The sequence below is a fragment of the Mesorhizobium sp. IMUNJ 23232 genome (assembly GCF_044326205.1).
Lineage (GTDB): Bacteria > Pseudomonadota > Alphaproteobacteria > Rhizobiales > Rhizobiaceae > Kumtagia.
In genome coordinates this window covers 1-13,782 of the sequence record NZ_JBIRCY010000105.1, presented here as the reverse complement: position 1 = coordinate 13,782, position 13,782 = coordinate 1, and the positions used below count along the sequence as shown (strand labels likewise).

At 62.3% G+C, this 13,782-nt stretch carries 10 protein-coding genes and 1 tRNA gene; 6 read left to right on the top strand and 5 right to left on the bottom strand.

The genetic code is table 11. The features are described 5' to 3' along the window. Positions 1–519: 519 nt before the first annotated feature. Positions 520–1,467 carry a hypothetical protein gene (locus ACH196_RS36415; protein WP_396651704.1) on the top strand — a complete coding sequence of 316 codons (948 nt, stop codon included), beginning with the start codon at positions 520–522 and terminating at the stop codon, positions 1,465–1,467. Positions 1,468–1,800: 333 nt separating this feature from the next. Here the strand turns inward: ACH196_RS36415 and ggt are convergent, their stop codons facing one another. The 3 genes from ggt to ACH196_RS36400 form a co-directional block, all read right to left on the bottom strand. Then, positions 1,801–3,564 (bottom strand): gamma-glutamyltransferase, encoded by a 1,764-nt coding sequence (gene ggt / locus ACH196_RS36410; protein ID WP_396651703.1) that lies wholly within the window; start codon positions 3,562–3,564, stop codon positions 1,801–1,803. Then, positions 3,564–4,304, bottom strand: coding sequence for a lipoyl(octanoyl) transferase LipB (gene lipB / locus ACH196_RS36405; protein WP_396651702.1), 741 nt, complete (start codon positions 4,302–4,304; stop codon positions 3,564–3,566). The genes ggt and lipB overlap by 1 nt, the downstream gene beginning before the upstream one ends. A 145-nt stretch (positions 4,305–4,449) precedes the next feature. Continuing rightward, positions 4,450–4,534 (bottom strand) — tRNA-Leu (locus tag ACH196_RS36400). Between the two features lie 295 nt (positions 4,535–4,829). Between ACH196_RS36400 and mgtE the strand changes: the two genes are divergently transcribed. From mgtE to ACH196_RS36375, 5 genes are all read left to right on the top strand, one after another. Continuing rightward, complete coding sequence (gene mgtE / locus ACH196_RS36395) at positions 4,830–6,248, top strand: magnesium transporter (RefSeq protein WP_396651701.1); 1,419 nt, start codon at positions 4,830–4,832, stop codon at positions 6,246–6,248. Positions 6,249–6,509: 261 nt separating this feature from the next. After that, positions 6,510–8,279, top strand: a complete 1,770-nt coding sequence (locus ACH196_RS36390) for a methyltransferase domain-containing protein (RefSeq protein WP_396651700.1) — start codon at positions 6,510–6,512, stop codon at positions 8,277–8,279. A 31-nt stretch (positions 8,280–8,310) separates the two neighbouring features. After that, complete coding sequence (locus tag ACH196_RS36385) at positions 8,311–9,987, top strand: tetratricopeptide repeat protein (RefSeq protein WP_396651699.1); 1,677 nt, start codon at positions 8,311–8,313, stop codon at positions 9,985–9,987. A gap of 117 nt (positions 9,988–10,104) precedes the next feature. Then, a complete protein-coding gene (locus ACH196_RS36380; protein WP_396651698.1) occupies positions 10,105–10,491 on the top strand; it encodes a MerR family DNA-binding transcriptional regulator in 387 nt (128 codons plus the stop codon). A 142-nt stretch (positions 10,492–10,633) separates the two neighbouring features. Then, entirely contained in the window at positions 10,634–12,043 is a 1,410-nt protein-coding gene (locus ACH196_RS36375; protein WP_396651697.1) for an adenylate/guanylate cyclase domain-containing protein, read from the top strand. A 24-nt stretch (positions 12,044–12,067) separates the two neighbouring features. Here ACH196_RS36375 and ACH196_RS36370 read toward each other — a convergent pair whose 3' ends face one another. Both ACH196_RS36370 and ACH196_RS36365 read right to left on the bottom strand, forming a co-directional pair. Next, positions 12,068–12,544 (bottom strand): methyltransferase family protein, encoded by a 477-nt coding sequence (locus ACH196_RS36370; RefSeq protein WP_396651696.1) that lies wholly within the window; start codon positions 12,542–12,544, stop codon positions 12,068–12,070. After that, positions 12,541–13,536 carry a heparan-alpha-glucosaminide N-acetyltransferase gene (locus ACH196_RS36365; RefSeq protein ID WP_396651695.1) on the bottom strand — a complete coding sequence of 332 codons (996 nt, stop codon included), beginning with the start codon at positions 13,534–13,536 and terminating at the stop codon, positions 12,541–12,543. Before ACH196_RS36365 ends, ACH196_RS36370 begins: the two co-directional genes overlap by 4 nt. Positions 13,537–13,782 lie beyond the last annotated feature (246 nt).

Below are 13,782 nucleotides of genomic sequence, written 5' to 3'. Positions count from 1 at the left end.
GTGAAGGACGAGGAGAAGGGACAAGCGGCGACGTTGCGGCCAGCCTCCTTCTCCCCGTCCTTCACGGGGAGAAGGTGCCCGAAGGGCGGATGAGGGGCGGCGCCGACGGTCGAAGCAAGCAGCCACTGGCATTAACGACGCGTCGGGCGCTTCCGCCAATCGCCAACGTTGGCGATTGGCGGAAAACCAACGCCTTCGTCATCCTGGGGCGGAGCAGGAGCGAAGCGAGTGCGCAGACCCCAGGAACCATGCCGTAGCAGTGACGAAACGCTCCGACGGTCCCCAAAACATGGAGCACGACGCCCTAAAAACGGGGATGAAAAATCACCGCCACACGAAAAATTTTCTTGGCCACCCGCCGGCCTGCACCACCAAGCCATTGTTTTTGCTGATTGCGCTTTCTCTCGCCCGACACGCGAAACGCCGTCGAACACGATTTTCATCCCCTTCTCATCCCCCTCCCCAAAACCTGCCTCATACTTGCCGCCGGTTCCCTCGCGGGAACGAAAGGAGGCGGCATTGGACTTCGGAGACGCGAGTACGACAATCGAGCGATACCGGGAATCGCTGAAGCACATCCTGCTGATGCTCGTCGGCATGGCCGAGATGGGTTTTGGCAGGCCGCTGTCCCTAGTGCTCGGGGACGCCGCTGTCGCCCCAAGGCCGGGACGGACGGGGAAGACGGGGCGGAAAAAGCCGTCTCCGGCGCTCTGCCTGCCCCGTCACCTCTACCGCGCCATTCTGCTGTTGCTGCGTCCGGCCGAATCCGCCGCGCGCCGCCTGATCATCGCGACAGCGCAAGGCATCGTGGTGACGCTGCCGCCGTTTCGTCCGCGAAAACCGAAGCCAAAGATTGCCGACACGGTGGCCGCCATGCACCGCCTCGGCCTCGCCGTCGCCCTGTCGCAGGAGGATTTTGCCCGCTTTGAGGCCGAGCGGAAGGCCGCCGAACGGCGCACTGCCAGGCCGCGTGGACAAAACCTTTCGCTGCTCGATGCGCTGAAATATCCCTTCCGCATCCGCCGCAAGTACGTTCCGGCGCATGCCGTGCCGCGCATCCGGTCGCTCGACGACGACGCGCCACGCATCCTCCTGCCGCCGCCGCCATCGCAGAACGATCCGATGAACGCGGCAAAACTGACGCTCCGGCTGGAGGCGCTCGGCCGGGCGCTGGACGATCTGCCCGCTCAGGCGCAACGTTTTGCCCGCTGGAAGGCGCGCAACGACGCCGCTCTTGCGCGAGATCGGGCGGCCCGCGATGCGGCGGCCGCGCAGGGCAAGCCTGGTCCGGTGCGGTTCCGGCGTTTTTCGCCGCTCCGTCGCGGGCGACCGCCCGGCGGAAGATTGCCGCGCTTCGATCCGGATGCGCCGAAACGGAAGAACATCCGCGAGGTCGACGAGATCCTGGCGCACGCCAATGCGATGGCGTACTACGCGCTGGAGCCGCCGAGGCGCGATACGTCGTGACGGGGCTGCTCCGAATCTGAAACGCCGAAAATCAATGGCCGGCGCGGATTTTTCGCGCCTCGGCGACGATGGACGTTGTCCCCAGCGGAATTTACCGGTTCGAAACCTCCGTCAACCTTCCGTTAACCACCGAATCGCTGCCGGCCTGGATTATACGTTTCCGTTCTGTTCTTTGATTGACGATCGAACAAAATTAGAACAAACTATAAACAAATTCGAAACAGGAGAGAGTGATGACCGATTTCATCCAGGACGTCGTATCGCTGGTATCGATGAGCACCTTTCTGATCACCGTTTCGCTGTGGATCGGAGCGCTTTGATCGGCGGCGGCGATCAATCGCCGACAGCGACGCCCTCCCGCCTAGGATCGGCGCCGCCGGAAAGGCCGGCCGGCGTCCAGGCGATGCCGTGCAGGCCGGAATTCAGATCCTTGACCGCGACCTTGAAGCCCAGCGCGGTGAGGTCGTCGGCAAGGTCCTCCGCCTTCGTTCCCTTCTCCAGATCGTAGGGCCCGAAGCGGTTGACGAGATGCGGCAGCGCTATCGCTTTTTGCATGTCCATCTTCCAGTCGATCAGTCCGATCAGGGTGGTGGCGACGTAGGGGATGATGTTGCTGCCGCCGGGCGAGCCGAGCGCGAAGGCCGGCTTGCCGTCCTTGAGCACGATGGTCGGCGACATGGACGAGCGCGGCCGCTTTCCGGGCTCGACACGGTTGGCGACGTTCTGGCCGTCCTTGACCGGCGAGAACGAAAAATCGGTGAGCTGGTTGTTGAGCAGGAAACCGTCGACCATCAGCCGCGAGCCGAAGGCGTTTTCCACCGAGGTGGTGATCGAGGCGACGTTGCCGGCGGCATCGGCGACAACAAAATGCGAGGTCGACGGGATTTCCGCCGACACGCCGTCGACGCGCAGTTCGGCCTTGTCCCAGGGCGGCTCGCCGGCCTTGGCCTCGCCGTCGGCCAGCGCGGTCGGGCGCCGCAGCAGGGCGGAGCGATCCCTGAGATAGGCCGGGTCGAGCAGGCCCTTGGGGATCGAGACAAAATCGCTGTCGGCGACATAACGCTCGCGGTCGGCAAAGGCCAGTCGTGTGGCGTCGCCGACCAGCCGCCAGCTTTCCGGGTCGTTCGGGCCGAGAGTCGCGATGTCGAACGGTTCGAGCAGGCCAAGAATCTGGCCGATGGCGATCGCGCCGGAGGAGGGCGGTCCCATGCCGCAGACTTCGTAGCCGCGATACGGAGCGCAGACGGCCGCGCGCTCCTTGACGCGGTAGTTTTCGAGATCGTCCGCGGACAGGAGCCCGGGATTGGTCGGGTGCGAGCGTACGGCGCGAACGATGTCGGCGGCGATAGGGCCTTTATAGAAGGCATCGGCGCCTTGCGATGCCAGGGTCCGCAGGGTCGAGGCATAGGCCGTGTTGGCGAGGCGATAGCCGGCCTTCAAAGGTGCGCCGGAAGCATCGAAGAAGTAGGCTTGGGCGGACGAAGGCTTTTCGAACATGTCCGCGGTTTCGGCGACGGAAGATGCAAGGCGGGGCGACACCTCGAACCCGCCATCCGCCAGTCGGATCGTCGATTCGAATAGAGAAGGCCACGGCCGCGTCCCGTAACGGCGATGCACGGTCTCCAGAAGCCTTGGCACGCCGGGCGCACCGACCGAGCGGCCGCCGATCACGGCGTCGAAGAAGGCCATCGGTTTGCCGGACGCATCGCGGAAAAGATCGGGTGTGGCTTCCGCCGGCGCGGTCTCGCGGGCGTCGAACGTCGTTATCTTGCCGCTCGCCGCATCATACCAGACGAGGAATGCGCCGCCGCCCAGTCCGGATGATTGCGGCTCGACCAGCCCCAGCATCGCCTGTACGGCGACCAGCGCGTCGGCCGCGTTGCCGCCCGCCCTCAGCACATCGAGACCCGCCTGCGCGGCAATCGGATTGGCCGCGACGACCATCTGCCGCGAGGCGGTGACCGCCTTGACTTCCTGCGTGCCGCTCGCCTGTTCAGGAGCGACCGTGTCGGACGCCTGCTGCGCGAAGGCCTGGAACGGAAACAGCACGGCGAAGGCCAGCGCCGGGAGCAAACGCAAGGCGTGACGCCCGGCCATCAGCCCGCCTTCCGCTCGGGTTGCAATGCTGCTTCAGCCACCGGTCCGAACACTTTTCTGAACGCCGTCTTCAGTGCCACGTCGAAATCGGACAGAGTGACCGGCAGGCCGAGGTCGACGAGGCTGGTGACGCCATGATCGCTCACCCCGCAGGGCACGATGCCGGAAAAATGCGACAGGTCCGGCTCGACATTGACGGCGATGCCGTGAAAGCTCACCCAGCGGCGCAGGCGGATGCCGATGGCCGCAATCTTGTCCTCGGCCGGCGTACCGTCTGGTGCTGGCGAGCGATCCGGCCGCACGACCCAGACGCCGACGCGATCCTCGCGCCGCTCGCCGCGCACGTTGAAGGCGGCCAGCGAGGTGATGATCCATTCCTCCAGCGCCGCGACGAAGGCGCGAACATCCTCGCGCCGCCGCTTCAGGTCGAGCATGACATAGGCGACCCGCTGGCCGGGGCCGTGATAGGTGTATTCGCCGCCGCGGCCCGCTTCGAACACCGGAAAGCGATCGGGGTCGACCAGGCCCTCGATGCGCGCGCTGGTGCCGGCGGTGTAGAGCGGTGGGTGCTCGACCAGCCAGACCAGTTCGCCGGCGCGCCCCTCGCGGATCGCGGCGACGCGCTCTTCCATGAAGGCCAGCGCCTGCGCGTAGGCTGTCAGTCCGGGCTCGACCCGCCATTCGACGGGCGCGGAGCCTGGGACAGGCAGGAAGGACGTGGCGATTTCGCTGCGTTGCATGGAATGATCCGATCGCCGTCAATATGGACGCTCGCGACGGTCGCGTCCAGTTCTCGGGGACCCGGCCGCCACACCGCTCAACAGGCGCAAACAGCCCGCCTGGAGCGGCTGTATTCCGACGACTTCACAAAGGCTGAGAGAGTGATGGTGCGGTCGAGAAGACTCGAACTTCCACGGGTTGCCCCACAGCGACCTCAACGCTGCGCGTCTACCAATTCCGCCACGACCGCACGTCACGAAAAGACCGGTCGGAACCGGCTCGCGGCCTTTAGCAAATCAGTTCCGGCGAAACAAGTGCGACGCAAAGGATTTCGCCGCCGCTGTCCCGCACGCGTTGGCGCGGCGACCGGAGCGCCATGATGGCGGCCCCGGCACTGGGTCGGCGAAGAGCATGCCGCGGCTCGCCGGCAGGTCGGACATATCGTCCGCCCCGGCAGTGCGCAGGTGCATTTCGTTTGAAATTCCGGTCCCTTGCGCGCTAAACCTGCGGCTCGACCAATCCGGACATTGCAGGACGACGCTCAGTTGGAAGGCCAGGAGGAAACGACGCCGGTCGGCGCCGGCCATGAGGCCGAGCATGCCGACATCTATGGCGAGGACGGGGTGATCCGCCCGTCCTTCGTTGCGCACATCGGCGCGGCGATCGCCGACCGCGACATATTGATCCTGCGCAAGGATGTCGGTGCTCTGCACCAGTCCGAGCTCGGCGATCTCTTGGAAGCGTTGCTGCCCGAGCAGCGGCGCACGCTGGTCGATCTGCTCGGCACGGATTTCGATTTTTCGGCGCTGACCGAGGTCGACGAGGCGATTCGCCTCGACATCGTCGACAATCTGCCCAATGCGCAGATCGCCAAGGCGGTGCAGGAACTGGATTCGGACGACGCGGTCTACATTCTGGAAGACCTCGACCAGGCCGACCAGGACGAGATTCTCGCGCAACTGCCGTTCACCGAACGGATCCGGCTGCGGCGCTCGCTCGATTATCCGGAAGAATCGGCCGGACGCCGTATGCAGACCGAATTCGTCGCCGTGCCGCCGTTCTGGACGGTCGGCCAGACGATTGACTACATGCGCGAGGACAACGACCTTCCCGACCGCTTCAGCCAGATTTTTGTCATCGACCCGTCATTCAAGCTGCTCGGCGCCATCGACCTCGACCAGATCCTGCGCACAAAACGCTCGGTGAAGATCGAGGAGATCATGCATGAGACGCGGCATGCCATCCCGGCCACGATGGACCAGGAAGAGGCGGCGCGCGAATTCGAGCAATACGACCTTCTGTCGGCGGCGGTCGTCGACGAGAACGAGCGGCTGGTCGGCGTGCTGACCATCGACGACGTGGTCGACGTCATCCAGCAGGAGGCCGAGGAAGATCTTTTGCGCATGGGCGGCGTCGGCGACGAGGAACTGTCGGACACCGTGGTGGCGACCTCGCGCTCACGCGTGCCGTGGCTGCTGGTCAACCTAGCAACGGCTTTCATCTCGGCCTCCGTCATCAGCCAGTTCGGTGCGACCATCGAGGAGATGGTGGCGCTGGCGGCACTGATGCCCATCGTCGCGTCGCTCGGCGGCAATGCCGGCACGCAAACCATGACGGTCACGGTGCGCGCACTGGCGACAAAAGACCTAGATATCTACAATGCCGGACGCGTCATCCGGCGCGAGGTGCTGGTCGGGCTGCTCAACGGGTCGGTCATCGCGGTGATCATCGGCGTCGTCGCCGGCCTGTGGTTCCAGAACCCCGACCTCGGCTACGTGATTGCCGCCGCCATGATCATCAACATGCTGGCGGCAGCCCTCGGCGGCATCATGATCCCGCTGCTGCTCGACCGGCTCGGCGCCGACCCGGCGATCTCTTCGTCGATCTTCACGACGATGATCACCGACGTGATCGGGTTTCTCGCCTTCCTCAGTCTTGCCACATGGTGGCTGCATCTGGGGTAGTGGGAATCTTTAGCCAACGTGCTTTCGCCCGGACATAAGCGACAGCACCAGGCATACGTCTTCCCCTCTCGCGCAACTTGCCGAAGCCTGCCGGCTGCCGGGAACTGCCTTGAGTGTGTACGAGGACGATTCTCGGTTGGAAAGCCTGGCCGCCGGTGGCAGGGCGGCGCCAGCCATCCTTATTCGTGATCCTTGCTTGGCGGTGTTGAATTTGCGAAGCGGTTGTTGTCTGACCGGACAAATCTCGCATGGACGAAATGAATGCAGAACGGCACTCTTGCTGGCAAATCAATCCGAGCCTGGCTGAACGGGCTCTATGGTGTCGATTCCCTGAGCATCGAGCCATTCCAGCATGCGGCGATCGTGTTGGATCGCCTGACACAGCTCAAGGTCGTAAAGGCATGTGCGCCGAGCGGAACGCTGTCGCTGGAGTTTGGCGTCTACACCGGCGGCTCGCTCAGGGCACTGGCGCTCGACTATAAGGACTGCGCCTTTACCGGTTTCGATTCGTTCAAGGGGCTGCCGGAATCATGGAAGCGGAGCGACGCGAGTACTTATGAGACCGGCCATTTTGCGCTCAAGGCATTGCCGGTCATGCCACCGAATGTCAGCCTAGTTCCGGGCTTCTTCGAAGAAACCCTGCGGCCTTGGCTTGCGGAAAACCCCGGACCGGTCGGCTTTATCCACATGGATGCCGATCTTTACAGCGCCGCAAAATACGTCTTGTCGGAATTGACCGACCGCATCGTCGACGGGGCGGTCATCGTCTTCGATGAAATTGGTGACTGGAAGGGGGCGGGTGTTTATCCCTGCTGGGCCGATGGCGAATGGAAGGCCTTGTCGGAATGGCTGGCCGATACCGGCTTCACGTTCCGGCTCCTGTCCAGATCCGATCGTTTCGAAGCTGCCATCCAGGTCTTTCGGCGAAAGCCGAAATTGCGAAGTTCCGCGGATGACCTGAGATACGCGACTTTCCTTTGGAAATATGGGGCTACGGATGCGGCCGTCGCGTTGCTTGCTGAGGCCGTTCGCGACAAACCCAACTGGCTGGGCGGGGCCCACAGATTGGCTGTCTGGCAGGGCCGGCTGCGCCGGGACGAAGAGGCGTGGCGCACGATCGAGCAGATATGGGAAACGGCACAGAGGATGCCGGACAATGATCAAGCCTTGGATTTGATGCGCCTGAAGGCCGATCTGCTTCTGCGCAAAGGCCAACTCCAGGATGCATACGAAGAAATCCGCTTGTTTCGGAGGAAACGCCCCAACCATCTTGGCGGCGTTACTCTCTACGCCGTGATCGCAAATCGGCTGCGAAAGCATGAGGACTCCCACAAGGCCTGGAGGGACGCATCGCACATTTCCGGGAAGGTCGAGCATCGGGAGAAAGCAGCGGAGCAACTCACGCTGTCGGAAATTCGCCCCGAATTCCGAACCATGAAATTCAGCGGCCTCATGATTCAGCATCTGGTCGACGCGCGGGAGTTTTCGACCGTGCTGGATATCGGCAGCGGGGCCGGCGAACAGGCAGATTCGCTACGCCGCCACGGCAAGATCGTCACCGAGCTCGACTACGGGGAAAGCCACTACTTCAAGATGAAGGAAGACGGCAGCGCGGTCGTTCGGGGTGATTTCCTCGCACTTGCGTTCTCCGAACAATTCGACTGCGTCATCGCCTCGCACGTTCTGGAGCACCAGTTGAACGTCAATGCGTTCCTGCGGAAGGTCAACGATGTGGTTCGCGAGGGAGGTTGCGTGGCCATCTCCGTGCCGCCACTAAAGCACCAGATCGTCGGTGGGCACGTTACGCTATGGAACGCCGGCCTCGTTCTCTACAATCTGGTGCTGGCCGGCTTCGATTGCCGCGAGCCATGGATTCGGCAGTATGGCTACAACATATCCGTGGTCGTTCGGAAGCGTCGAATTGAACCCGCCGGCCTGGTTTTTGACAACGGTGATATCGATCGCATCAGTGAGTTCCTTCCTCCAGGTTTTGGGGAAGGCTTCAATGGGGACATCCGGCGGCTTGGTTGAGCGCCGCACTTTGAATTGAATATCGTGGGCCATGAAAATATACATCGAGATTCCGAACAATTTCATTGTTGATACTTATCTCGATCACGTCGAAATAAGGGGCGTATACCAAAAGATAATCGCTGCCGCGGTCGATAGCCGGCTCGATGTAATTTTGCAAAGGCCGCATTCTTATCGTATCAATGAACATGATTCATTTTTCAATGACGGATTATATTATACATATCACAATGCAAATCTTGGTCCAAACGCCTATTGCGTCAAGGCGGGCGCATTGCCTGGACGCTGGTACTTTGACCGGTGCGGTTACAGCGGTTGGTCGAGCATGGCGATTGATACCGAGTTGCAGGAGCAAAGCGCCGAATTCGACCTCGGTGAGGCCGATCAGGTCATCTCGCTCTTCAAGGCGAAGTTCGAGGAGGACAATCTTTCGCGGTTGCGTCAGCCGTCAGGAGATATAGAGCCGGAAATTTCAGCATACGGCGACTTCATCTTCTATCCGTTGCAGGTCAATTCCGACGAGGTTCTCAAGTTGGGTGAATTCCCCCAGTTCGAGATTGTCGGCAAGCTGGCTGAACTGGCACTCAGACATGAGCGTCACGTCGTCCTCAAGCGGCACCCGCTTTGCGAGTCGGAGGTCATAGACGGCGTGCTGGCCAACCTGGCGGACCATCCCTTCATTCACGTCAGCCGTGCATCGATCCATCCATTGATCGCTTCGTGCCGGGCTGTGCTCGTATCGAACTCCGGTGTGGGCGTGGAGGCGTTGGTCCATGGCAAGCAGGTCTTCAGCCTGGCTCGCAGCGAATACGCCCATATGACCTGCCGGCTGTCGGCGCTGGATGACCTTCAGTCGGTTCTCCTTTATCAGCCTGCCGAGCAGACCGAGAAGGTGCGGCGCCAACTTGGCTACCTTATCAATGAGTTTTGGGTCGACGTAACCCGGGAGGACCAGATTGCACACCGTATGCAAGAGCATATGGCGTCGTTCCAGGCCGCCGTTCCGCAGCCAGACGAAGCGGTCCCTGCCTCGACCAGGCAAATAAGCGCTCTTGCCCGGGCCCAAAAAGAACTGGCGGACGTTGCCGATCTGTTGCTTGCCAGTTACCCGATGCTGAACGATGGCCAGAAAGAGAAGGTGGCGCCGATCCTTGCCCGTGTTGCAAATGACGGGTTGAAATTCGAAGCTATTCTTCGAAACACCGACGCCAGGGTCTGGCGAAGGTCCATGCACCATTTCCGCAAACGCGGCGATTTGGAAACCGCCGAGCGTCTCGCGCGGAAAGTGATCGGACAACGATCGGATGACAGCGAAGCCAACCTTTTTTTGAGCAGGGTGTATGTAGCGAAGGGCCGTCTCGAAGAGGCCTTCGCAGCCGCCACAGCCGCGGTCGAATGTGACGAACCCACCGCCGATGCGCTTGCATATTTCGCCCGGCGGATACTTGTGATGTCCAAGACCAACAGCCAGAGGGCGCTTTCATACGCGGAACGGGCATTGGCCATGAATCCCAAAATCTCCCTCGCCCATTTCGTCAAAGCCAAAGCTTTGCTTGTGGAGGGCGACCTCGTCGGTGCGTTCGAATCTTCGGCCTCTGCGGTCGATCTCGCACCCGACCACATCCCTTATGTCAACCTGAAGGACAGCATCGCCCGCAAGATGGAGCGGATAGCGCAATCCGAGGCGACCCAGCCGCCGATCGCATAGGCGCCTGCTTTGCCGGATTCAGCCTGAGCGCACGCAACATCGCGTCACGCCGCTGTTTGACTTTTACGTAAACGCCGTGCGATGCTTCCGCTTCGGAAACCTCCGGCAGGACAGTGCATGCGCGAATATTATTCGATCACCGAACTCACCAAGGAGTTCGACATATCGACGCGCACCCTGCGCTTCTATGAGGATGAGGGGTTGATCCAGCCGGTCCGGCGCGGCCGCACCCGGCTGTTCCGGCCTTCAGACCGGCATCTCGTCCGCCAGATCCTCCGCGGCAAGAGGCTGGGTTTCTCGATTAACGAGATCCGCGAAATCATCCAGATCTACCGGGAGCCGCCGGGCGAGGTCGGGCAGTTGAAGCTCCTGATCAAGCGGATCAACGAGAAGAAAGAAGACCTTCGCCAGAAGCGCCGCGACCTGGAGGAGGCGCTAGCGGAACTCGATCAGGCGGAGGAGTCCTGCGTCGAACGTCTGGTCGAACTCGGTGTCAACACCTGAAGGCGGCCCGGATCGCGCGTGCCGCGGCCCAGGGCTCCTGACATAAAGCTGTCGGGAAGTGGTGATTCAAGAGGTAACAAAAGCCGTCCCGAGAGCGTATTGAAGAGCGATCTGTCGAGGCGCTCTGTTTGCGAGGCATACGATGAGCGAGACCAGTTCCCTTTTTGGATTGTTGCGCAATTCCGTCGAACCCGGCGTGGCGGAAGCCATCGAAGGGCTTGTGAAAGACGGCTCCGACCGCGATCTCTGCCGGTTAAATGCACTTGCCTTCGCGGCGAAGCGCGGCCTCGGCGAGGAGAGCACCATCGCGGGCTTCCTGCATGCGGCCTCGATTGGGCTGTTCGACATTTCATGGAACGTGCTTTGCCCCGGCTGCGGCGGTGTGCTCGATTCCAACGCAACGCTGAAGACCGTCGCCGGGAGCGAATATGTTTGCTCGCTCTGCGCCGAGGGCTATTCGCCGACCCTGGACGAAATGGTCGAGGTGACATTCACGGTAAGCCCGCGGGTCCGCCGGATCGCGGCGCACACGCCGGACGACCTGCCGCTGATCGAATATCTGCGCCAGCTCTACTGGGGTTCTGGCGTCGACCTGCCTGAAGAGGGCTACGAAGCGCTCATTGAAAGCATGGTGGTCGAGGATGTCGAGGTGGCGCCCGGCGAGAAGGTGGTGCTGTCGCTGCAATTGCCGGCGGAGTTCATCATCGTTTTCGAGGTGGTGACGCATGCTGTGCAGTTCATCGACGTCAAGGGTGAACCGACGAAGGAGCGGCAAAACCTGTCGCTGGTCTACGACCGCGGGCATGTGGACAACCAGACGCTGGAGATGCGGCCGGGCCCGGTCCGGATCTCGATCGAGAACCGGACCGAGGGACGCGTCCTGCCGGCGGTTCTCATCGCCGGTGATGCGTTGCACGATCTGCTGGCCAAGCGCCGTCCTTTCCTGACTGCCAACCGACTCCTGTCGAACCAGACGTTTCGCGACCTCTACCGTACGGATACGGTTGCGGTCGACCAGCGGTTGAAAATCACCAGCCTGACCTTCCTGTTCACCGATCTGCGCGGCTCGACCGAACTCTATGAGCGGGTGGGCGACCTGACCGCATTCGACATGGTCCGCAGCCATTTCCAGGTGCTGCAGGACATCGTCGCTTCGGAGGCCGGTGCGGTGGTGAAAACGATCGGCGACGCGGTGATGGCGACGTTCCCGAGTCCCGACAGAGCGGTCGCCGCAGCACTCAGGATGCGCGAGGCGATGCAGGCGCTGAACGAGAAGAGCGGCCGCCAGGATTTTCTCTTGAAGATCGGCGTGCATGAGGGACCGTGCATCGCCGTGATGATGAACGACCGGCAAGATTATTTCGGGCAGACCGTCAACATCGCCTCGCGCGTGCAGGGGCTTGCCACCGCGCAATCGATCTTCGTCACCAGCTCGGTGATGGACAACAAGAACTCCGCGGGCATCCTTGAGGCCAGGAGCTTGAAGCCGGTCTCGCAGGACAGGAACCTGCGGGGCATCGAGCGTGAGGTTCGCGTCTACGCCATTCCGTGAAGCGCGAAGTATCCGGAGCGATGCTTACAGCCAGCGGCGGACGCGGGCGGCGTAGTCCCGGTACCTCTTGCCGAAGCGCGCCTCCAGATGCTTTTCCTCAGGCCGGATTGTCAGCTTCTCGACAATGAAGGCGGCGATCAGTCCGGCGAGCAGAAACCAGATGCTTCCGACAATCAGGCCGATGCCAAGCGTGATCATGGTGTTGCCGAGATAGATCGGGTTGCGCGTGAACGAGAATGGCCCCGAGGTTACGAGGTGCTCGGAGACGCGATTGGGCATGATCGTGGTCTTGGCCTTATGCATCACCCGCACCGCCGCGATGCCGATGAACGCGCCGGCGGCCGCCAGCAGCCAGCCCGCGGCGAACAATATGTCGTTGAGCGGGCCCTCGATCCACGGCAGCGGATAGACGATCAAAAGGACGATGCTGACCGCAATCGCCGCCAGATAGACGATGGGCGGCCAGGGCGCGCGGTTCGGGGCGGTGAGGGGCGTGGTCATGGCGCCGGATCCTCCAGGTTGTTCTCCTCGGTCGTCGCGGTGCAGATGCCGGCGAGGTTCGTCACGCGCTCGCGCAGTTCCGCGCTGCCGTCGCCGGAAAGCACCTTCGGCAGGTCTCCATTGGCTTCGAGTTCGTCGAGCATGCATGCACAATAGCGCGCGCAGAAGGCTTCGTCTCGGCTCTGTTGGCAACTCGCCTCGCATGCGTAGCGAAAACCGACCTCCGGTGTCTGCTGTGCGGCCGGGAAGATTTGCGAGAACAGCCAGACGCAGCCGATCAGCACCGGCTGGTGGATCAGGTAGAAGGCGAGGCTGTGACGGCCGAGGAATTGCAGTGGGTTCGACCAGCGCCCCGGATTGAGCGTGGCGAGGCGCGCCGTCAGGCCGGTATCGACGGCGAACCGCGCGGCGGCAATGCCCAGCAGGACGGCCCCGAACCAGGGAAACAGCGGCACATAGTCGTTGGAGCGCGGGTTGGTGGGGGCCAGGCCGACCCACCATAGTGCTGGGTGGCTGAAGAATTCGGCCCGGAAGACTTGCGGCAGCGCAACGACGGCCACGGCAACCAGCAGGGTCAATGCCGCCGGCAGCCGCAGGAAGGCGAGGCCGAGCAGGCTGGCAAGCGCGATCTGGTGAAGGATGCCGAAGAAAATGAAGGCACCTGGCATGGCGACGTAGGTGGCGATCGAAATCGCCAGCGCCGCGCCGGCGACCATCGCGAACCGTCGCCAGAAGTTTGCCCAGCGGATGTCGCGTCCATGCGCCAGCATCAGGCTGACACCGACAAGGAACAGGAAGCTTGAGGCGATGCAGCGGGCAAACAGCTTCCACCCGCCGAAACCCGTCGTGCCGGGCAGCACGTAGCCGAAGAATTCGAGGTCCCAGGTGATGTGGTAGACCGCCATCGCCAGCAGCGCCACGCCGCGCGCCACGTCGAGCCATTCGATGCGCCTGGGGCCGGGTTGTTTCGTAGCGGTCTGGTCCGAGGGCATAAGTGGCCGGCTCCGTCTGTCTCGGGACAAGGGCTATCACGGTCCGTCGCGACGGCGAAAGCATGTAGCTAAGTCGATTACCTTGACCGGCTCTGACATCCGCAATGCTGAGGCATGGATTCCCGACACTCTCCGCTCCCTTCGGTCGCTCACGAGGCCGGGAATGACGACAGTCATAGTCTGCCTTAGCTAACCTTCGACGTTGACGATTAGCTGAAACGCAAGGTGACTGTCGTCATTCCCGGC

Coding starts and splice junctions, on each gene's coding strand:
- ACH196_RS36390 (WP_396651700.1), top strand. CDS start 6,510: ATGCAGAACGGCACTCTTGCTGGCAAATCAATCCGAGCCTGGCTGAAC.
- ACH196_RS36370 (WP_396651696.1), bottom strand. CDS start 12,544: ATGACCACGCCCCTCACCGCCCCGAACCGCGCGCCCTGGCCGCCCATC.
- ACH196_RS36365 (WP_396651695.1), bottom strand. CDS start 13,536: ATGCCCTCGGACCAGACCGCTACGAAACAACCCGGCCCCAGGCGCATC.
- ACH196_RS36385 (WP_396651699.1), top strand. CDS start 8,311: ATGAAAATATACATCGAGATTCCGAACAATTTCATTGTTGATACTTAT.
- ACH196_RS36375 (WP_396651697.1), top strand. CDS start 10,634: ATGAGCGAGACCAGTTCCCTTTTTGGATTGTTGCGCAATTCCGTCGAA.
- ACH196_RS36380 (WP_396651698.1), top strand. CDS start 10,105: ATGCGCGAATATTATTCGATCACCGAACTCACCAAGGAGTTCGACATA.
- ggt (WP_396651703.1), bottom strand. CDS start 3,564: ATGGCCGGGCGTCACGCCTTGCGTTTGCTCCCGGCGCTGGCCTTCGCC.
- lipB (WP_396651702.1), bottom strand. CDS start 4,304: ATGCAACGCAGCGAAATCGCCACGTCCTTCCTGCCTGTCCCAGGCTCC.